Source organism: Mycobacterium genavense ATCC 51234 (assembly GCF_000526915.1).
Classification (GTDB): domain Bacteria; phylum Actinomycetota; class Actinomycetes; order Mycobacteriales; family Mycobacteriaceae; genus Mycobacterium; species Mycobacterium genavense.
In genome coordinates, this window is the sequence record NZ_JAGZ01000004.1 from 235,428 (window position 1) to 254,777 (window position 19,350).

Sequence of the window (19,350 nt, forward strand, 5' to 3'; positions counted from 1 at the left end):
GTTCACCTCCTCGAGCACCCGCTTCTCGATGGTCTGGAGTGCGCGCCGGTGGCCGTCGAGATTTCGCTGATCGGTCAACTCGAGTCTCCCTAGCTACATATGCCGTCTACGCCCGTTCCCCTAGTTGTCGGGCAAGCGTCCGCCATGGTTCCCAGATCTGGTTAGTCGCTGTAAACGAGCGACTGATCTTGCGGATCGGGTTGGACCCGCACCGCCGGGGTCCGGGCAGGTCGTGAGCGCACCTTGATCGGCCACCAGAACCAACGCCCCAGCAAGGCGGCGATCGCTGGCGTCATGAATGCGCGCACAATCAATGTGTCGAAGAGTAAGCCCAGACCTATGGTGGTACCCACCTGGCCGATCATGCGCACGTCGCTGACCACCATGGACGCCATCGTGAACGCGAATACCAAGCCGGCGTTCGTCACGACTTTGCCTGTGCCGCCGATGGATCGGATGATGCCGGTGTTGAGGCCCGCGTGAATCTCCTGCTTGAACCGGGAGACCAGCAGCAGGTTATAGTCCGATCCCACGGCGAGCAACACGATGACCGACATCGCCAGCACCAGCCAGTGCAACGGTGTACCGAGGATGTATTGCCATAGCAACACGGATAACCCGAACGAAGCGCCCAGTGACATCGCGACGGTCCCGACGATGACACCCGCGGGTACCAGGGCACGGGTGAGAATCAGCATGATGATGAAAATGAGGCAGAGCGAGGAGACTCCCGCGATCACCAGATCCCACTTGGCACCCTCGGAGATGTCCTTGAAGACCGCACCGATGCCGGCCACGTAGATCTTGGAGCCTTCCAACGGAGTTCCCTTGAGTGACTCCTCGGCCGCGGTGCGGATCGCATCGACGCTCGCGATTCCTTCTGCCGATGCGGGATCGCCGCGGTGCAAGATAATGAAGCGTGCTGCGCGCCCGTCGGCCGACACGAAACTCTTCATGGCGCGCTTGAACTCTGGGTTTTTGAAAACCTGCGGCGGCAGATAGAACGAATCGTCGTTCTTGGCACCGTCGAACGCATGCCCCATCGCCGTGGCGTCGTTGGTGATCTCGTCCATCTGATCGAAAATTCCGGACATCGTGCTGTGCATGGTCAGCAGCATCGTGCGCATGGTCACCATGGTCTCGATCATCGGGGCGAACTGCGCGACCATCTGCGGGGTAAATTGATCGATCTCTTTGACATCGCCGAGGAGATAATCCAGCTTTTCGTCGATCTGGTCCAAGCCGTCGACCGCATCGAATACCGACCGGAACGACCAGCACACCGGGATCTCGCTGCAGTGCTTCTCCCAGTAGAAATAAGACCGGACGGGCCGCCAGGTGTCCTCGAAGTCGGCGATGCGGTCGCGCAGCTCATCGGTGATCTGTTGAATCTGTTCGGTGTCGCGGACCATATGGTGGGTGGTGGCGGCAAGCTTGCTCATCAAGTCCGACATCCGTTGCATCGTGGCGATGGTCTGGCTCATCTCGTCGGCCATCTTCAGCATGTCGTTCATGCGGCTGCGCGCGTATCTCATGTTCTGTACCTGACCGGCATTTTGAATGCTGATTTGAAACGGGATCGATGAGTGATCCATCGTCGAACCATCGGGCCGGGTTACGGCCTGAACGCGGGAGATGCCGGGGACACGAAAGACGCCTTTGGCCAACCGATCCAGGATCAGGAAGTCCGTCGGATTGCGCAGATCATGGTCCGATTCGATCAGCAACGCCTCGGGCTTCATCCGCGCCTGGGGAAAGTGACGGTCCGCGGCGGCAAAGCCTTGATTAGCGGGGATAGCCGCGGGAAGATACGCCCGGTCATCATAGCTGGGCCGGTAGCCGAGCAGGCTTATCAGGCCGACGAGCGCGATCGCGAAAGTTGTTGCGAGAATGGGCAACGGCCAGCGCACCACCATCGTGCCGATGCGCCGCCAGCCCTGTACCTCGAGTCGGCGCTTGGGATCGAATATGCCGAATCGGCTGCCGACGGTGAGAACGGCCGGCCCCAGGGTCAGCGCCACGACAACGGCCACCAGCATCCCGACCGAGCAAGGGACGCCCAAGGTTTGAAAATAGGGCATTCGGGCGAAGCTCAGGCAAAACGTGGCCGCCGCGATCGTCACGCCAGAGCCCAAGATGACGTGCGCGGTCCCCCGGTACATCGTGTAAAAGGCCGACTCTCTGTCTTCGCCGGCCTGGCGCGCCTCTTGGTAGCGGCCGACGATGAAGATCCCGTAGTCCGTTCCGGCCGCGATCGCCAGCGAGGTGAGCAGGGTGACGCCAAAGGTGGAAAGTCCGATCAACCCGCTGTGCCCGAGTAGCGCGACAGCTCCTCGCGCCGTGGACAATTCAACGCCGACCGTGAGCAGGAGCAGGACCACCGTCGTCAGCGAGCGGTAGACGAAGAGCAACATGATCAGGATCACCGCGACCGACGTCAGGGTGATCTTGATCATCGATTTGTCGCCGCTGCGGTGCAGATCGGCGGCCAGCGCCGACGCCCCGGTGACGTAGGTCTTGAATCCCGGCGGGGCCGGTGTGGTATCCACGATGTTGCGGACGGCGTCGACCGAGTCGTTGGCGAGTTGCTCGCCTTGGTTGCCGGCTAGATTGACTTGAACATAAACGGATTTACCGTCGTTGCTTTGCGAGCCCGCCGCCGTGAGTGGATCACTCCACAGGTCCTGGACGCTGAGCACGTATTTCTTGTTGGCACGCAGCTTTCGGACCAAGACGTCATAGAACTTATGGGCGTCATCGCCAAGGGGTCGGTCACCCTCCAGAACGACGAGCGCCACGCTGTCGGTTTCGCCCTCGCCGAAGACACGATCCATTCGTTTGAGGGCCACCAGTGACGGCGCGTCCTTCGGGCTCAGCGCGACCGACCGCTCTTGTCCGACGATCTCCAGTGCAGGCACGAACACGCTCAGAATGACGACGACGGCCAGCCAGAACAGGATGACCGGCACCGCCCGGGTATGGAGCAACCGTGCGATGAAGGGCCGTTCGCATTCGGGTGACGCGTTCGGACCGGGAGTCGTGGAACGCACGCTTAAGTCACCATACCGAACGGTAAAGCTGTTATCCCCGTTAATAATTCGTCGTTCTGGCCCGACCAAACGGACCGCCCTTGCGCTCCCCAGATGCCCTCCCCAATGCATCGGGACATGAAATTTTTCATCTCGATTTCCTTGTCGGGGTAACGCAGAGCGATCCGAAGTCAGCACTGGAACCAGGGCGAAATCTCACACCCACCACCCTCTGGTGGGAGCAGAAAACCGCGGTTAGCGATGTAGCGGCGAGATCAGCCAGCGGGTCAACAGTGCGATGAACGCGACGACGCCGCGCAGCGGGCCGGGTTTCTGGTGGACGACGCGATCGCCGCTTTCGGTGCGCAGTTCGGCCCGATAGCCGGCGCTGTGCACCGCATCGCGGAACTCGGAAACGCCGACCGCGCGGTCCGCTTCGATGGTTGCCACCCGGCTGACGAAATCGACCGATGCGTGCACCCCGTCGATCTTGTTGAGTTTGCCCTCGACGCGACGCGCGCACGCTCCACACGACATGCCGTCGACGTCGAGTTCAATCCTTCGGTTAGCCGAGATCTCGGCCTCGGGTACACCCAATTCCGTCAACGCCGGTCCTTCCTGTCCCTGTTCTGTGCCGTGCTGTCCGCCGTAGTAGTCGTCAAGGATGGCTGAATAGTTCCCCGGCCGGCAAAATTAGGGATCGCGGCCGTCCGGTGTCCTCGGGCCGTCGGAAAGTTTGCCGCGCCCGACAGCAGGAAGCGATCGCATCCGGCCGGTTTTGCGGGTCAGTTGACTGCCCGCTGATCAGCCGAATTCGACGAGTGTCGTGGGTGCCCGGAGCCCGGCGAGCCAAGGTGTGCGATAGAACTTCTGAGTAGCCCACGACAACAAGGTGCCGCGCCCGGGCGGCGCCGGCAGCTCCCGCACCGTGCTGATGCCGGGAATCGCGCGCAGCTCGCCATATTGCTTGGCGGTAAACCAGAACGGCATCGGGGGCGCCGTGTAGTGCTTGCTGACCTTGAGGCCGAATCGTTGCGAGAACGCGCTCACGAACCAGGGGACGCTGTCGAAGACCAGCTGTCCGCCGGGAAAGCGCTTGGCGCAGGCCGCAATCAGGTCGAATACCACGTCACGCTCCAGGTACTGCAGTAGTCCTTCGGCGGTGATCAGTACGCCATTGGTGTCGTCGACTTGGTCCATCCATGAGTAGTCCAACGCCGACTGGGCGCAGTGGCGCAACCGTTTCGAAGCCGGAAGCAACTGCTCGCGCAGCTGCACGATCGCCGGCAGATCCACCGAAAGCCAGGTCAGCTCGCCATTGTCGAGTCGCCAGAAGCTGGTCTGCAGGCCCTCTGCCAGCGCGACCACGGTGGCCCGCGGGAAGCTGTCCAGATACTGACGAGAGGCGCTGTCGAATGCCAAAGCCCGCCAGGCAGTTGCTTGGTGGGTGCGGCCGAAGTGCCGGTATTCGTAGTCGAGGCTCCGATGCAGCGCGATGGCCATCGGGTCGGCGATGATCGCATCGGGTCGGCCGGCCTCGGTTGCTCGCTGATGCAGTGTGAGAAGCGCGGTTTCGGATATGCCGTCTAGATGACGGGCATCGATGACTGGCATGGATTCAGGATGATACTGCAGAGTCGATAGCAGCTCCCAGCGGCGGATGGCATTGAGGACTCGAGCGGCCGTCGCACATTTCACGCCACTCCGCTGGTTTCCGTGCACTACGGAACACCCGCCGCTGCGTGTTTGCGCAGAACAGAGTGCGCCGGAAGTTGGTCGTTTTCATAGCAAACCACTGTTCACCACATATCTTTCGACCCGGCGGGAACTTTCCGCCCACCCCCGCCGACTACATCGTTGCTGTTGTGCACGCGACGAAAGGGCAATCGTGACCGCCCCGATATGAATGGCCATGCCGCCGGAGGTGTACTCGGCTCTGTTGAGCGCCGGGGATGGTCCGGGGTCGTTGCTTGCCGCTGCCGCGCAGTGGCAAGAGCTTAGCGTTCACTACACCGATGCGGCCGCCGAGTTGACTCAACTGCTGGCCGCGGTGGAGGCCGGTAGTTGGCAGGGGCCCAGCGCCGCCGAGTACGTCGAGGCGCATGGCCCTTACCTCGCGTGGCTCGAGCAAAACGCGGTCGATAGCGCGATCACCGCCGCACTGCACCAGACTGCGGCCGCTGCCTACGACGGCGCGCTGGCCGCCATGCCCACTCTGGCCGAGCTGGCAACCAACCACCTGACCCATGGCGTTCTGACCGCCACGAACTTCTTCGGGATCAACACCATCCCGATCGCCGTCAACGAGGCCGATTACGTCCGCATGTGGGTTCAGGCGGCCGACACAATGGCGGCATATCAGGCGATCGCCGAGGCATCGACGCTCGCAATACCGGTCAGCCAGCCAGCGCCGGACATTCTTTTCGCGCAGGCTCGCGAAATCCAAAGTGGCCCGCAGAGCATATGGAATTCGATTGCTCAACTCTTCAGGGACATACTGGATTTCATCGCCAATCCATTGAAATATTTTCAAGAGTTCTTCCAACGACTCGGCTTCAATCCCATCACGACGCTTCTGCTAGCCTTCATTGCATTGTTGTTGTATGACGTTCTTTGGTACCCGTATTACGCCTCCTATGCGCTCCTGCTGCTTCCATTTTTCCTTCCCGCCCTGAGCGCACTGAGTGCCCTGGTGCTGCTGAAGGACCTTTTCGACTTCGACTGGGGCCTCGACGAGCCGTCGGCCGAGCCGGCATCGGCCGAACCGCGGCCCCACCAGGTCGAGCCGAACTTGGTAGCGGCGGCGGCGCCAGTCGGATCCGTCACCGCCACCGGCCCGCCTGCCACCAATCTCGCGACTGAAACGTCGGCTCCGGCAAGCAATCCCGCAGCCGCACCCAGCGTCGAGTACGTGGTGCCCGGCTTCGCGCCACCCGGGGCCAGCTTCGGTCCGAAGGCCGGTGCGAAATCGCCCGACGTCGCAACCGATCCGGCTGAAGCCCTGGCGGCGGCGGGAATCGCCTCGGTCGCCCGAGCCCCTCGCAAACGACGTAGCACAGCCAGAGCCGGGGCGCGGGGGTACCGAGACGAATTCCTCGAGGCGACCATGGACGGCGCCGACCTCGTGCCGGCCGCGACCGACCCCATCGTCCACCCCGCAAGTGGGCAGGGCGCGGGACTTTTCGGCTTTGCCGGCACCATCCCGTCGCCCGGGAACGGCGCAACGGGACTCGTCCGACTCACTTCCGGCACCACGAGCGACACCGTTTCCATTCCGCTGCTTCCCGCCACTTGGGTAACCGACACCGACAAGCCACCGGGGGCGAATAGGAGGAACCTTTAGTCACCCGTTCGACTACTCCTGAATGACGCTCTAAAAACGGGCTAGTTGCGCTCCGCCTCTCGTCACCGCGAGGTGGACGGGAATGCCCGGCAATGCCGAGCACCTGAAACTGACAGAAATCAAGCAGTTTGACGACCGACCGAAATGCCGATTAATGCGAGTCAAAGGAAAAGAGAACGCGATGACGCTCAACGTGAAAGGCGAGGGCCTCGGTGCGCAAGTCATTGGAGTGGACCCTAAAAATCTCGATGTCATAACCAGAGATGAGATCCGAGAAGTAGTTTATACGAATAAACTCGTGATTCTGAAGGATGTTCATCCGACGCCGGAAGAGTTCATCGAACTCGGAAATATCATCGGCGACATCGTGCCGTACTACGAACCCATGTATCACCACAAGGACCATCGAGAGATCTTTGTTTCCTCCACCGAGGAAGGCCATGGAGTGCCGAGAACCGGAGCGTTCTGGCATATCGACTACGGGTTCATGCCTGAACCGATCGCGTTCAGTATGGTTGTCCCCCTTGCGGTTCCAGGACCCGGCCGCGGGACCTACTTCATCGACCTCAACAAGGTGTGGGAGTCGCTTCCGGTGGCCAAACAGGACCAGGTTCGGGGAACATTCAGCACCCACGACCCTCGGCCGTACATCAAAATTCGCCCCAGCGACGTTCACAAGCCCATTGGTGAGGTCTGGGCCGAATTCACCCGGACCACGCCTCCGATTCAATGGCCGACCGTGATCAGACACCCGAAGACCGGAAAAGAGAGCCTCTACGTCTGCGTCACCGGCACCACCTTCATCGAGGACAAAGACGGGAATCGGCTCGACCCATCGGTGCTGCAGGACCTGCTGGATGCAACGGGACAAACCGATCCCGACTTCCTCGCGCCGACCATACATACCCAGCACTACGAGGTGGGCGACATCATTCTGTGGGACAACCGCGTTCTTGTGCACCGGGCTAAGCACGGCACCCAACAGGGGACGCTGACCACCTACCGTCTGACCATGCTGGACGGCCTCAAGACACCGGGGTACGCCGCATGAGCCCCGCCGACCTGACACCCACCGTGCGAAGGGTGCGGGAATTCCCGGATCTCGCGAACACCACTCCGATCGCGGAGGAACTGCTCAGGCAGGTCCTTGAGCCCTACTCCTGCAAAGGATGCCGCTATCTCCTCGACGCCGAGTACGCGTCGACCGGCGATGCCGTTGTTGCGCATGGAAATTTCAGGATCGATGACTCGGCCTACATCCGAAGCACCGGACACTTCAACGCGGTCGAGCTGATGATCTGCTTTAACCAGCTCGCCTACAGCGCGTTCGCCCCGGTGGTCCTCAACCAGGAGCTCCCGATCGTCGACGGCTATTCGATGACCAACTTCTTTAACAACCAGCTGCCGGCCATGTTGATCAAGAGCCAATCATCGCGATTCAAGAAGATGATCAATGCCCAGAAGTTTTCCGCACGGTTGGTGTGCCAAGACTTTCGGATCATCGAGCGAACGCTGCGCTATTTGCTGATTCCGTGCGCCATCGAGTTTTGGGACGACGACGGTGGGTCGGCATCCGGCGAGGTCGAACTGGCCGCCCTTAACATCCCGTAACCCGTTGCAGCAGAAAGGATTTACAGCCATGTCTTTGTTACCGCCCACCGTGCTGCAGCGGGTGTTCGAGCAAGCGCGGCAGCGGCCCGAGGCAATTGCCTTGCGTCGCTGTGATGGCACCAGCGCGCTGCGATACGCGGATGTTGTTGAGGAGGTGGATAGGTTCGCCGCGATTCTTCGCGGGCAGTCTATTTCTCAGGGCTCCCGAGTACTCGTCGTTGCCGACAACGGCCCGGAGACTTACCTCTCGGTGCTGGCCTGTGCACGGCTCGGGGCAATTGCGGTCATGGCCGACGGCAATCTTCCGCCAGCAACCATCGGCCGTTTCAGCGAGCTGACGGACCCGGGTGCGATCCTCATCGCACCTGTGAGCCGAGTCGGTTTCGAGGATCTGCCCGAAGCTCTGCACTCGATACCGGCGACCACCGTCGATATCGCGGCGGGTGTCGGCGACACGGTTAGACCTCTGGATGCCGACTGGCTGTCCGGCACACCGCAATTGGGCGCTGACGATCCGCTGGCGATGGTCTTCACCAGCGGTACGACGGGCGAACCCAAGGGTGTGCTGCTGGCCAATCGCACCTTTTCCGGGATTCCGGATTTGTTGCGGAAGTCGGGTTTGACCTGGATTCGTTGGGTCGCCGGCGAAACCACCTATTCGCCGCTGCCCGCAACACACATCGGCGGGCTGTGGTGGATTCTCACCTGTTTGATGCACGGCGGGTTGTGTATCACGGGCGGAGAGAACTCACCGTCCCTGTTGGAGATTCTCAACACGAATGCGGTCGAAACGACATGCCTTGTACCGTTTCTCATTTCGAAACTCGTCTCCGAAATGAAGGCCACGAACGCGACAATTCCATCGCTACAACTCATGGGATACGGGGGTTCTCGGGCGGTCGCCACCGATATCCAGTTCATCGAGGAGGCGGGTGTCCGCACCATACAGGTTTATGGGTTGAGCGAGACAGGTTGCACCGCCTTGTGTTTGCCGACCGATGCGGGCTCGATCGCCAAGATTGAGGCGGGCGCGGTAGGTCGCCCGTATCCGGGTGTGGAGGTCTACCTGGCGGACGGCAATGCCGGTGGGCCGACGGTGCCGAGCGCTGCCGCTACCGCGACGTTCGGCACACTATGGATCAAATCGCCGGCAAACATGTTGGGGTATTGGGACAACCCCGAACGCACCCAGGAAGTTCTGGTCGACGGATGGGTGAACACCGGCGATTTGCTGGAGCGCCAGGAAGACGGCTTCTTCTACATCAAGGGAAGGTCCTCGGAGATGATCATCTCCGGTGGCGTCAACGTCGTGCCCAACGAGGTCGACCGCATCGCGGAGGACGTGCCCGGCGTGCGTGAGGCCGCGTGTTACGAGATACCCGATGCGCAGTTCGGGGCGCTCGTGGGATTGGCGGTGGTTCCCACGACAGAGCTCGACGAGTCGGCGTCGGTCGAGCTCAAGCAACGGATCGCAGCGCGGTACCGGCGCGAATCGGAGTCGGTCGCGCGGCCATCGACAATTGTGATCGCTGAGGGCATTCCGCGGACGCAGTCCGGCAAGGTGATGCGGGCCTCATTGGCGGCGGCGATGGCGACAGCTGAAGCGGCCGTTCGTGGTTGAGTCGTTCAGGGAGCAAGTCCTCGCCGCCGTGTGTGACGTGTTGTACATCGCCGAATCGGATCTGATCGACGGCGACTCGACCGATCTCAGGGATTTAGGGCTGGATTCCGTCCGGTTCGTTCTTCTGATGAAGCGGCTCGGTGTGAGCCCGGAATCCGCATTGCAATCCCGGTTGGCGCAGAACCTTTCGATCGGGGGCTGGGTGCGCGAACTCGAGGGCCCGCGTGATCACGCCTGAAGAGGGGTGCGCGTTTCGAGTTCCGTTGAGCAGGTCTCAACAGAACCTCTACCACGGGGTGGTGCAGGACGGCGAGCCCACGTTGTATCTCGTCGGCAAGAGCTATCGGTTCTGTCAGCTGGAATTGTCGCGTTTCCTAGCGGCCCTGCAAGCGACGATACTCAACAACCCCGTGCAGCTCTGTGTCCTCGAGGCGCCACCGACCGACGTCGACTACCCGGATCTGGTGCCGCGCTTGCGTAGCGACGACCTGGTGCGGGTGCGGGCCGAGGATGAATCCCAGATTGGCCACGATGAACTCTCGGCAACGTGGTCTGCTGGAATCCTCGGTAAGCCGCTCGTGCGCTACACGGTGCGGACTGACGCGATGGGGTACGTGTCGGGCCTGGACGTCCACACCCATCACATCCTGCTGGACGGCGGCGCGACGGGACTCGTCGAGGCTGATCTCGCCCGGTACCTCAGGGACGGGCTGCCGGATGAGAATCCATGTATCACTGCGGGATTGACCAAATTGGCCGAGGCGCACCGCCGTGAGGCGACCCGGGTGGCAGAAGCGCTCCAGCGTCTCTCCGGCGCCGTGCAGCGCGAGCTCGCGGAAGAGGCGCGCGACGGCGGGTCCGGTCAGGGCCCGAACGGCGCGCCCGGTGTTGCGGTGAAAGGCGTCCTGCGCGGGTCGGTCCGGATCTCCGGTAGCGCGTACGACGCGCTCCTCGGCCTTTCGGAGACCGAGCAGGTTCCGGTCAACGTGCTGGTGGCCGCCGCGGCGGTGGCGGTGGACGCCAGTCTTCGGCAGAGCACGGAGAGCTTGCTGGTTCACGCAGTGGATAACCGGTTCGGTGATCCTGATCTCAACGTCGCTACTTGCCTGGTCAATTCGGTTGCTCACGCGGTCCGGTTTGCGGCATTCGCGTCGGTCCAAGACGTCGTTCGAACGCTGGACCGGGGTTATGTGAGGGCGGTGCGGCGTCGGTGGCTGCGCGAGGAACACCACCGCAGAATGTATTTGGCCATCAACCGGACGTCTCACGCCGACGCTCTGACGCTCAATTTCATCCGCGAGGCCTATGCTCCCCAACTTCGCCCCTTCTTGTCGGAAACACCTGTTGCGACGGCTATTGGTCCGGTCGAAGGCATGACCGTGGCGTGTGTCCAAGACGAACAGTTGCGCACACTCGAGTTGGCCGTCTGGCACAGAGCAGATCTACCCGCGCGAAAGACACCCTCGCGCGTCGCCGAACGGATCGCTGCGGCACTGGAGGCCATTCCGACGATGTGGCACCACCCGATCGCCATGACAGTCGACGAGTGGCTTGAGGTCAGCCCGGAAGGCGATTGCTCTCCAGCCGAGTCGGAATCTGAAATGCGGCGGCGGCCGGCGCCGGCGTGGTTCGTGGACCGCGAAGGAGACGTCGACGAGTTTCTGGCCAAACGCAGCTACGTCTATCCCTGGCTCGGCTGGTTGGTGCAGAGCGGTGCCATGCCCGGCGACGTATTGGTGTTCGCCGACGACAACACGGACAAGACCATCGATTTGCTGATCGCATGTCACCTGGCGGGCTGCGGCTATAGCGTCTGCGATCGCGTCGACGGCGTTGCCGCGCGGGCCGAAGCCATCGCGGGTCACGATGGACGATATTCGGCGCACTCGGTCGATGTGGCCGGTGCCCGCATCGGGGGGCAGCTCGACGACGCGCTCGCAAGGCTCGTGGGTGCTCGCATCGAGCAGGTGATGCGCGACAACCAGCTCGGCACCAAGACGGCCTACATCATGCCGACCTCGGGATCGACCGGTAATCCCAAGTTAGTCCGCATCTCTCATGCATCATTAGCACTGTTCTGTGCTGCGGCCAGGCAAGCTTATGGGTGGGGGAGAAAGGACATCGTTCTGCAATGCGCACCGCTGACTTCGGACATCAGCGTCGAGGAGATCTTCGTGAGTGCGCTCGGTGGTTCGGAGCTGGTCCGAACGACTTCCATGAAAACCGGCGCCCTTGACGCGCTCGCCGGAGACCTCGTCGCCACCAGGGCGACGGTCGTCGACCTGCCGACCGCCGTTTGGCACCTGTTGTGCGAGGACCGCGACGCGATTGAGGCGATCCGCGGCTCCCGTCTCCGGCAGATCGTGATCGGCGGTGAGGCCATCCGTTCCAGCGCGGTGGACAAGTGGGTTGATTCGGGTGCTGCACAAGGTATCTCGCTGATTTCAACCTACGGTCCGACCGAGACCACGGTCGTCGTCACCTATCTGCCGATCGCCCGCGACGGGGTGACCGTTAGCGACGGCACTCGGCTTCGGCTCGGCCGGCCTGTCGTCCCGGGCTCTGTCTTCATCGCGTTCGGAGAAGTCGTGATCGTCGGGGAACTGGTCTCTTCCGGCTACCTCGGTAGCGACGACCGTGGCTTCGGCACCGTGACCACCCGGGACGGCGCACGACACCGTGCCTTCGCCACTTCCGACCGCACAGCCCTTGACGCCGAAGGGTTTCCAGTCTTTGCTGGACGCAAAGACGCCATCGTCAAGGTCTCCGGTAAGCGTGTCGACACGGCTGAGGTGACGGCGCGTATCGCCGCGGGACCTGCGGTAGCCGATGTTGCCGTCGAGTTGCACAACGGGAGCCTCGGGGTGTGGTTCGAAACCCGACTGACCCGTGCGGCCGCTGAGGATGCGGGCGCAGTCGCACGGATCAAACACATCCTTAAAAGTCTGGGTGTGTCCTCGTTTTTCGTTGTCGGCGTGCCGCATATCCCAAGGAAGTCGAACGGAAACATCGACAGTGACAAGCTGCCGACGATCCCGCAACGTGTGGATGCAGTCGGAAGCGATGCGGAGGCGGGCCAGCAAGCGGCCGGGCTCGCCGCAATTTGGAGTCGACACCTCGCGAGCGAGATCAGGCCAGACTCATCGCTTCTCGCCGAGGGGACCGGATCGCTGGATCTGATCAGGATCCTTCCCGATACCCGCGACTATCTCGGTCGGCAAATCTCGCTACTGGATTTGATCAGTGCAGACACCGCCGCCAACCTGGTCTCTGATCTGGCCGACACCGGGCCGACGGGCGACTGCTGGATGGACGTCGGCGCAGTGGCCGAGATAGACCGCGATCTTGGTTCGATCCGACATGCACGCTCGGCTGCGGCCTCGCGTCTCCAACCGGCAGGTGAAGGCTCGATCGTCGTGCTGGGTGCTTCGGGAATCCTCGGAACGGGATTCGCGCAGGCGGTCCTGGACCTGAAAAAGTCCGGAGCATTGCGGCCTGAAGTAGTTCTGGTCACGAGATCACCTCTCCCTGAACACAATCCGTGGGTTGACCTCGCGAGTATCCATGGTGTTCGGATCGAACAACTCTCCCGTCTCGGACCTGCGGAACTGGAAAAGATGATCCGCGTCACGGGTGCGCGAACCGTCGTCAACTGCGTCGGCAATACCAACGTGCTCGTGCCTTACCGTGAACTCCGGCCCGCCAACCTCGAACTCGCTTCGACAATCGCCGAGGTGTGCACGAGCCGGGCGACGAGGTTGGTGCATTTGTCCACGTTTGTCGTCAATGCGGACGCAGCCGTACCGCGGGTTACCGATCCTCGTGAGGCGCCCTACCCTTATGTGGCATCCAAAGCGCTTGCGGAACTAGTCGTGGCCGCCGCGCCGGGCGAACTCGACTTCACGATCGCGCGCCTGCCCCGTGTGCTTGGCCACGCCCACCAGATGCGTGCTTCCTCAGACATCCTGGTTTCGGTCGCTGATGCCTGTAAAGCATTGGGGGCCTTTCCTTCCGTGGCTCTGATTGAAGAGGTCACCACCGGTCAGGCTGTTGCGGAGGCCATCCTGGGCCTGCTGCCCGAGTCGTCGGGATCGGCCGGTCTGGGACGCGGGATCACCGTGGTGCGTGGTGAGGCGGTGCCGTATGCTGAGCTTCTCGGCGAGTACGCCCGCGACCAACTCGATCCCTTTGAGTGGAAGCAGCGGCTGGATCAAAGCGACTGGGCTAAGCGAAATCCACGGCGGTGGGCGGTGATCGACGCCTGGATCACCCTGGGGACACGACTCGGCAACCGCAGTTACGCGGACTATCTCGCGGCTTACCCGACCATCGCAGTCGGTGTCGAATCCGTCGCCGAGCTCGTCGCGAAACCGCAGTCGGTGCGGACCGTACTCCATACCCAATTCGCTGCACCGGCCTCCCGCGGAGTCGGCTAGCAATCTGCGGCAGTCCGTCTACTGTCGCCGGCCGCGGGACAACAGCTCGCGCAGCATCGCGTTGTAGGCCTCGAGATCGTCGTCAACGTAGCCGGAATCGACATGCCGATCCGACCGGGACGCGGCCCGACGATCTTCGCGCGCCCACTGCGCCACCAGGGCAACGACCACCAACACCACCGGCAGCTCGCTAGACCCCCACGCGATCGCTCCGCCCAGATGCTGGTCACCGTTGAGACTGGCCAGCCAGGGTAATCCGACGGAGCGGTAGAACTTTTCGCCGATGACCGAGGTCGTCGTCATGATCGCGATTCCGAAGAACGCATGGAACGGCATCACCGCGAAAAGCAGCCCCAGCCGACCCAGAAACGGTAACTTCCGTGGTCCGGGATCGATGCCGATAATGCTCCAGAAAAACAGGTATCCGACCAGCAGGAAGTGCACGCTCATCAGTTCGTGGCCCCAGTGGTATCGGACCAAGCTATTGAAGAGCGGGGTGAAATAGACGATATACAGCGAGGCGACAAACAGGACGAACGCGATGATGGGGTGGGCAAGGAACGCGGTCACCTTCGAGTGGACCAGCCGCAGCAGCCATTCCCTCGGACCAGGTGGTTGGCCGTCGGCTGCCGGCTTCAACGCGCGCAACGCTAAGGTCACGGGGCCTCCCAGCACGAGCAGGACCGGGATGAACATGTTCAGCACCATGTGCTCGGCCATGTGAACGCTGAACATCGCCGACCCGTAGGCCTTCGCACCGGAACTGCTGACGAATACCAACACCAGGCAGCCGGTCAGCCACGCCACGAGGCGTCCCAGCGGCCAGCTATCACCGCGGCGGCGCAAACGGACAAATCCGAGCGTGTAAGCCGCAGCCATCGTCAGTGCACCGACGCCTATGAACGTATCGAACCTCCACACGGTCAGAATCGCGAAAACGCTTGGTGGATAAGGCAATACGTACCCGAGGAAGACGTCCCACGTGGTGAACCGATGCGCCAGAAGCCGCGGCGCGGTCTGCGTCGCCATCGATGAGGCCAGCGCGACCACCGCGATCATCGCCGGTGCGCCGAGTGTGTTGTGGACGGCCGCGGTCTGCGACCGCCTAAGCGCCGCGACGTCGGCCAACCACACAAACACCAACACCGCTGTAGCCGCTGTGCCTGCGCGCCCGAAAGCCGTCCCGGCTATAGCTTCCGGTCCCGCCAACATCGACAGCAGCATCGCCCCGTAAACGACTGCCACTGCCCCACACACTATTTCGGCGATCAGCACACGGCGCGCCAGCCGTTTGGCGGGGGGACTGATTACCGAAGCCGCCTTTAGACCGGTCAAGGACGCGAGCGCAACCGCGCACACAATGGCCGTGCTTGTCCCGTAGTCGTGATCGGGTCCTTGCCCCGCATTACCGCTGACCGGCAGGGCGACTACCCCGATGAGCACGGGTATCAGGAGGACGACCTGCGTCACCCAGCGCACCGATAGCCGCAACCCGACTGCCGTAATCGCGGCAACCAGGGCAACCAGGGTCCAGGCGCGCGACGTCTCGGAAGCCGCGATCGCGTCCTCGACGACCGCGCTGCCCAGCAGCCGGGTCGCCGGCACTCCCGCACTGCTAGCAGCCTGTATGCCGACCATGGCTCCCGCGCTGAGCGTCCACATCACCGAGGTTCGCCCCACCAGCAGCTGTGCCCGGAACGCTCGCTCGTCGATCACGCCGTCCGGGTCGGGGCACGCAACGATAACGATGTAAAGCAGCCCGCCCAAGCAGATAGCGCCGGCCAATGTCGCGATGAAATAGCCAACCGGCTCGGCCACGGCGGTCATGGTTCCCGGATACGCTTCGCCCGACGCTTCATAGGCGCGCCTGCTCGAGGTGAGCCCGAACCACGCCAGACCCGCCAACCCCGCCACACCCGCGACTAGAAGCAAGCGCGAGCGGCTGGTCGTTTCCGACGGGGGTGTCTTCCTCGACTGCACTGGCGCCGCGACCTTTCGGGATATCCGACCCGACGAAGTCTACGACCAGCCGTCGTAGCGGGGGGCGGGCGCTGTGTCCGCTAGGCCGCGGACCCGTCGCTGGGCCACAAGTGACCGCGGCGTCGTCCACGCGATGCCTTCTCGGGCAAGTCGAGATCCAGCTCGGCGGCATCGTCCCGCGATCCGGGTCGCGGGCTGCGCGCGTTCAGCGACACAATGGTCGCTAGCGCCGTCCCCGCCACCACCGGTAGCAGGATGAGCACCCGCACGGCAGTGAAGGTGCCGGACCACATGTCGATGGCCAGGATGACGGCAAACACACCGATGAACGCGGTCATGACTCCCGCGAGCCCGGTTGCCGCCACCGGTCGCAACGCCGTGCCCACCATAGTCAGGCCAAGTGCGATAGACCACGCCGCGGACTCGCTGAGCAGATGTGCTTGGTTCAGCACGATGCCGACACCAAACACCTGTACGCACGCAACGACGATCTGCCCGAGGCCCACGCCAAGCAGCGTCCATCGTTGCCAGCCAAGCGGCGACCGCGGACATGCCGCGGGGTGCGCGGAGTCGAGGTAACCAACTGAGGCGAGGGGCGGTCGGGAATCGACGAGCCGACGCAGCCGCCGGGCTTGACCGGCCGCCTGCTCAAACCATGCGCCACAGGTTGGGCACGCATCAAGGTGCTCATCGACTCGTGCCGAAGGTACCGGCTCTCGCTCGCCGTCGAGTCTGGCCGACAGTGCTTCGCGAGCTACCACGCAATCCACGTTCGTATAGTCGCGCGACACCCGCCGAATGTTCCCGCCCGGCGATTGTGGGGAAGAACTCAGCGTCGCGACTCGTGTCACGCGCGCGTGCGCGACCTGTCAGAATGGATGGCGTGGCTGACATTGCTGAGCGCAAGGCGGGCAAACCCAGGTACGTCGACAACGGCTGGCCGACGACCGACCCCGACGACCATGCGGTAAGCGAGCTGGTGACCGATCGCACCGGAGCGCTGTCGCCGTTCGGTGACCTGGTGTTCCCGGTGGAATCCGACCATCTGCCCTACATTCACCCGGTCACGGTCATAAACCGGTAGGTATTGCCGCCGATGGCTGGGGCGTCCGGGGGGCCCGGACCCGAGCAGGCCGGGCACTCGCAGGAACCCCGCCCGGACGTCCTGTCGCACCTCGACGAGCGGGGCGCCGCGCACATGGTCGACGTCACCGAAAAGGGAGTCACTAAGCGCATCGCCGTTGCCGCGGGTGCGCTACGGACCTCTGCTCACGTCGTCGCGCTGATCTCCAGCGGCGGGCTGCCCAAGGGTGACGCGTTGGCCACTGCCCGGGTGGCGGGCATTCTGGCGGCCAAGCGCACCAGCGACCTGATCCCGCTGTGCCACCAGCTCGCGCTCACCGGGGTAAACGTCGATTTCACCGTGCGCGAGTCGGATATCGAGATCGTGGCGACGGTACGCAGCACCGACCGTACCGGCGTGGAGATGGAGGCGCTGACCGCGGTGAGCGTCGCCGCGCTTACGCTTTACGACATGATCAAGGCGGTCGACCCGGCGGCTCGTATCGATGATGTCCGCGTGCTCCGCAAGGAGGGCGGCAAGACCGGAAGCTGGGCGCGCTGATGGGCACCCGGTCCGCCCGCATCATCGTCGCGTCGACGCGGGCCTCAGCCGGTGTGTACACCGACAAATGCGGGCCCGTCATCGCCGAATGGCTTGAGCAGCATGGGTTTTCGATTGCGGATCCGCAAGTGGTCGCCGACGGGAATCCGGTCGGCGAGGCGCTGCGCGATGCACTTGACGACGACGTCGACGTCATCCTCACCACCGGTGGCACCGGCATCTCGCCGACGGACAGCACCCCGGACCAGACCGTCGCGGTCGTCGACTACATGATCCCGGGCCTGGCCGCGGCCATTCGCGCATCGGGGCTGCCCAAGGTGCCAACTTCGGTGCTGTCGCGCGGCGTGTGCGGGGTGGCCGGCCGAACCTTGATCGTCAACCTGCCAGGTTCGCCCGGCGGTGTACGCGACGGGCTGGGAGTACTAGCCGACGTGCTCGATCATGCCTTGGACCAGATCGCGGGCAAAGACCACGAGCGATGACGGTCGTCCTGCGCGCGGCCATGACCGATCAGCCGATCTCGCTGGCCGAGTATGAAGAGCTGGTCGGCCACCGCTCGGCCGGGGCCATCGTCGGGTTCGTCGGCATGATTCGCGATCACGACGAAGGCCGCCGGGTGGTGCGGCTGGAGTACTCCGAGCATCCGTCGGCCGCGCAGGTGATGGCGGACGTGGTGGCCGAGGTCAGCGAGACGGCCACCGGCGTGCGCGCGGTGGCCGCCAGCCACCGGATCGGTGTGCTGCACATCGGCGAGGCGGCACTGGTGGCCGCGGTTGCCGCCGATCACCGGCAGGAAGCATTCGCCACCTGCGCCCGGCTGGTGGACACCATCAAGGCGCGGCTGCCGGTGTGGAAGCACCAGTTCTTCGACGACGGAACCGACGAATGGGTGGGTTCGGCCTAGCGCATTGACTCGGCCGCCCAAGTCAGTTGACCGGGGCAGGCTGCGCCAGCGCGTCCAGCGCGTCGTTTCCGTTGACGTCTTCGCCGCGGATCGCTTCCCACAGTTTCTGGGTGTAGCCGACCCCGGTGGCCTGCTGCACGGCTTGCGCAGGCGGCGCCGGAGCGTCCGCGGGCGGGGGTACGGCGTCCGCGGACGGGGGCATGTCGGCCGGCGGCGGCGGAGCGTCCGGGGGCGGGGGTACGGCGTCCGCAGGAGCCGCGGGCGGCAGATCCGCGGGCGCCGGCTGGTCGAAGGAGGCCAGCTGCACCGGCGTGGGCGCATCCGCGGGAGGCGGGGGCGGCGGCGGCGCGTCTGCCGGCGGCGGAGCTAGCGGACCGTTGAGCCCCGGCAGGCCCAAGCCGGCCGGGGCCGGAACCACCTCGCGTGGGGTCGGACCGGACAACGGTCCGCCACACACCGGCCAGGCTCCGCGCCCCTGTGTCGCGAGAACGCGCTCGGCGACGGCGATCTGCTGCTCCCTGGTGGCCAGCTGCGCCGACGGGGCGTATTCGCCGCCGCCGTGCGAGGCCCACGTGCTGGCGTTGAACTGAACGCCGCCGTAGTAGCCGTTGCCGGTGTTGATTCCCCAGTTGCCGCCCGATTCGCAACGGGCTACCTGATCCCATTCACCATCCGTGGCCGCGGCCGCTCGGCCGGCCATGGCGATGCTGCCGCCACCAAGGACCGCCCCGGTGAAGGCGATCTTGGCGACGCTGATGTTGGATGTCGTGGGCTTGCGATGACGTCCACTCATACGCGCCGA

The 19,350-nt window shown here is 63.6% G+C and carries 16 protein-coding genes and 1 pseudogene; 10 read left to right on the forward strand and 7 right to left on the reverse strand.

Annotated elements, in window-relative coordinates; translation table 11 throughout:
• Window positions 1-161: 161 nt before the first annotated feature.
• From T428_RS0111435 to T428_RS0111445, 3 genes are all read right to left on the reverse strand, one after another.
• Window positions 162-3,050 (reverse strand): MMPL/RND family transporter, encoded by a 2,889-nt coding sequence (locus T428_RS0111435; protein ID WP_025736584.1) that lies wholly within the window; start codon window positions 3,048-3,050, stop codon window positions 162-164.
• Between the two features lie 234 nt (window positions 3,051-3,284).
• Window positions 3,285-3,635, reverse strand: coding sequence for a heavy-metal-associated domain-containing protein (locus T428_RS34445; RefSeq protein ID WP_425412024.1), 351 nt, complete (start codon window positions 3,633-3,635; stop codon window positions 3,285-3,287).
• A 198-nt stretch (window positions 3,636-3,833) separates the two neighbouring features.
• Entirely contained in the window at window positions 3,834-4,643 is an 810-nt protein-coding gene (locus T428_RS0111445) for a class I SAM-dependent methyltransferase (protein WP_025736586.1), read from the reverse strand.
• 292 nt (window positions 4,644-4,935) lie between these two features.
• Between T428_RS0111445 and T428_RS0111450 the strand changes: the two genes are divergently transcribed.
• The 6 genes from T428_RS0111450 to T428_RS0111475 all read left to right on the forward strand — a co-directional run bounded on the left by T428_RS0111450 (window position 4,936) and on the right by T428_RS0111475 (window position 14,040).
• A complete protein-coding gene (locus T428_RS0111450; RefSeq protein WP_025736587.1) occupies window positions 4,936-6,372 on the forward strand; it encodes a PPE family protein in 1,437 nt (478 codons plus the stop codon).
• A gap of 181 nt (window positions 6,373-6,553) precedes the next feature.
• Entirely contained in the window at window positions 6,554-7,423 is an 870-nt protein-coding gene (gene scoE, locus T428_RS0111455; RefSeq protein WP_025736588.1) for a (3R)-3-[(carboxymethyl)amino]fatty acid oxygenase/decarboxylase, read from the forward strand.
• Complete coding sequence (locus tag T428_RS0111460; protein ID WP_025736589.1) at window positions 7,420-7,983, forward strand: FcoT family thioesterase; 564 nt, start codon at window positions 7,420-7,422, stop codon at window positions 7,981-7,983. The genes scoE and T428_RS0111460 overlap by 4 nt, the downstream gene beginning before the upstream one ends.
• Window positions 7,984-8,011: 28 nt before the next feature.
• Window positions 8,012-9,604: a fatty acid--CoA ligase FadD10 gene (gene fadD10 / locus T428_RS0111465; RefSeq protein ID WP_025736590.1), complete on the forward strand. Its 1,593-nt coding sequence runs from the start codon at window positions 8,012-8,014 to the stop codon at window positions 9,602-9,604.
• A complete protein-coding gene (locus T428_RS0111470) occupies window positions 9,597-9,842 on the forward strand; it encodes an acyl carrier protein (RefSeq protein ID WP_025736591.1) in 246 nt (81 codons plus the stop codon). The genes fadD10 and T428_RS0111470 overlap by 8 nt, the downstream gene beginning before the upstream one ends.
• Window positions 9,829-14,040 (forward strand): AMP-binding protein, encoded by a 4,212-nt coding sequence (locus tag T428_RS0111475; RefSeq protein WP_025736592.1) that lies wholly within the window; start codon window positions 9,829-9,831, stop codon window positions 14,038-14,040. Before T428_RS0111470 ends, T428_RS0111475 begins: the two co-directional genes overlap by 14 nt.
• An 18-nt stretch (window positions 14,041-14,058) precedes the next feature.
• On the opposite strand, the gene T428_RS0111480 is transcribed toward T428_RS0111475, so the two are convergent.
• The 3 genes and pseudogenes from T428_RS0111480 to T428_RS35730 all read right to left on the reverse strand — a co-directional run.
• Window positions 14,059-15,867: a cytochrome c oxidase assembly protein gene (locus T428_RS0111480; RefSeq protein WP_425412030.1), complete on the reverse strand. Its 1,809-nt coding sequence runs from the start codon at window positions 15,865-15,867 to the stop codon at window positions 14,059-14,061.
• A 233-nt stretch (window positions 15,868-16,100) separates the two neighbouring features.
• Complete coding sequence (locus T428_RS34450) at window positions 16,101-16,526, reverse strand: hypothetical protein (protein WP_245604891.1); 426 nt, start codon at window positions 16,524-16,526, stop codon at window positions 16,101-16,103.
• Between the two features lie 168 nt (window positions 16,527-16,694).
• A pseudogene (locus T428_RS35730) lies at window positions 16,695-16,871 on the reverse strand (zf-HC2 domain-containing protein); the annotation flags it as partial.
• A 32-nt stretch (window positions 16,872-16,903) separates the two neighbouring features.
• On the opposite strand from T428_RS35730, the gene T428_RS0111490 reads away from it, so the two are divergent.
• From T428_RS0111490 to T428_RS0111505, 4 genes are read left to right on the forward strand one after another with little or no spacing between them, the layout of a single operon-like run.
• On the forward strand, window positions 16,904-17,104 hold the full coding sequence (locus tag T428_RS0111490) for a hypothetical protein (protein WP_169733650.1): 201 nt from the start codon (window positions 16,904-16,906) through the stop codon (window positions 17,102-17,104).
• Window positions 17,105-17,116: 12 nt separating this feature from the next.
• The gene (gene moaC / locus T428_RS0111495; protein ID WP_025736596.1) at window positions 17,117-17,644 is read left to right on the forward strand and encodes a cyclic pyranopterin monophosphate synthase MoaC; all 528 of its coding nucleotides are present in this window, start codon (window positions 17,117-17,119) and stop codon (window positions 17,642-17,644) included.
• Entirely contained in the window at window positions 17,644-18,126 is a 483-nt protein-coding gene (locus tag T428_RS0111500; RefSeq protein ID WP_025736597.1) for a MogA/MoaB family molybdenum cofactor biosynthesis protein, read from the forward strand. The genes moaC and T428_RS0111500 overlap by 1 nt, the downstream gene beginning before the upstream one ends.
• On the forward strand, window positions 18,123-18,548 hold the full coding sequence (locus T428_RS0111505) for a molybdenum cofactor biosynthesis protein MoaE (RefSeq protein WP_025736598.1): 426 nt from the start codon (window positions 18,123-18,125) through the stop codon (window positions 18,546-18,548). Before T428_RS0111500 ends, T428_RS0111505 begins: the two co-directional genes overlap by 4 nt.
• A 22-nt stretch (window positions 18,549-18,570) precedes the next feature.
• Here the strand turns inward: T428_RS0111505 and T428_RS0111510 are convergent, their stop codons facing one another.
• Window positions 18,571-19,341, reverse strand: a complete 771-nt coding sequence (locus tag T428_RS0111510) for a transglycosylase family protein (protein ID WP_025736599.1) — start codon at window positions 19,339-19,341, stop codon at window positions 18,571-18,573.
• Between the last annotated feature and the right edge of the window lie 9 nt (window positions 19,342-19,350).

Coding starts and splice junctions, on each gene's coding strand:
- T428_RS0111460 (WP_025736589.1), top strand. CDS start 7,420: ATGAGCCCCGCCGACCTGACACCCACCGTGCGAAGGGTGCGGGAATTC.
- T428_RS0111510 (WP_025736599.1), bottom strand. CDS start 19,341: ATGAGTGGACGTCATCGCAAGCCCACGACATCCAACATCAGCGTCGCC.
- T428_RS0111445 (WP_025736586.1), bottom strand. CDS start 4,643: ATGCCAGTCATCGATGCCCGTCATCTAGACGGCATATCCGAAACCGCG.
- T428_RS0111480 (WP_425412030.1), bottom strand. CDS start 15,867: ATGACCGCCGTGGCCGAGCCGGTTGGCTATTTCATCGCGACATTGGCC.
- T428_RS0111505 (WP_025736598.1), top strand. CDS start 18,123: ATGACGGTCGTCCTGCGCGCGGCCATGACCGATCAGCCGATCTCGCTG.
- T428_RS0111450 (WP_025736587.1), top strand. CDS start 4,936: ATGGCCATGCCGCCGGAGGTGTACTCGGCTCTGTTGAGCGCCGGGGAT.
- moaC (WP_025736596.1), top strand. CDS start 17,117: ATGGCTGGGGCGTCCGGGGGGCCCGGACCCGAGCAGGCCGGGCACTCG.
- scoE (WP_025736588.1), top strand. CDS start 6,554: ATGACGCTCAACGTGAAAGGCGAGGGCCTCGGTGCGCAAGTCATTGGA.
- fadD10 (WP_025736590.1), top strand. CDS start 8,012: ATGTCTTTGTTACCGCCCACCGTGCTGCAGCGGGTGTTCGAGCAAGCG.
- T428_RS0111500 (WP_025736597.1), top strand. CDS start 17,644: ATGGGCACCCGGTCCGCCCGCATCATCGTCGCGTCGACGCGGGCCTCA.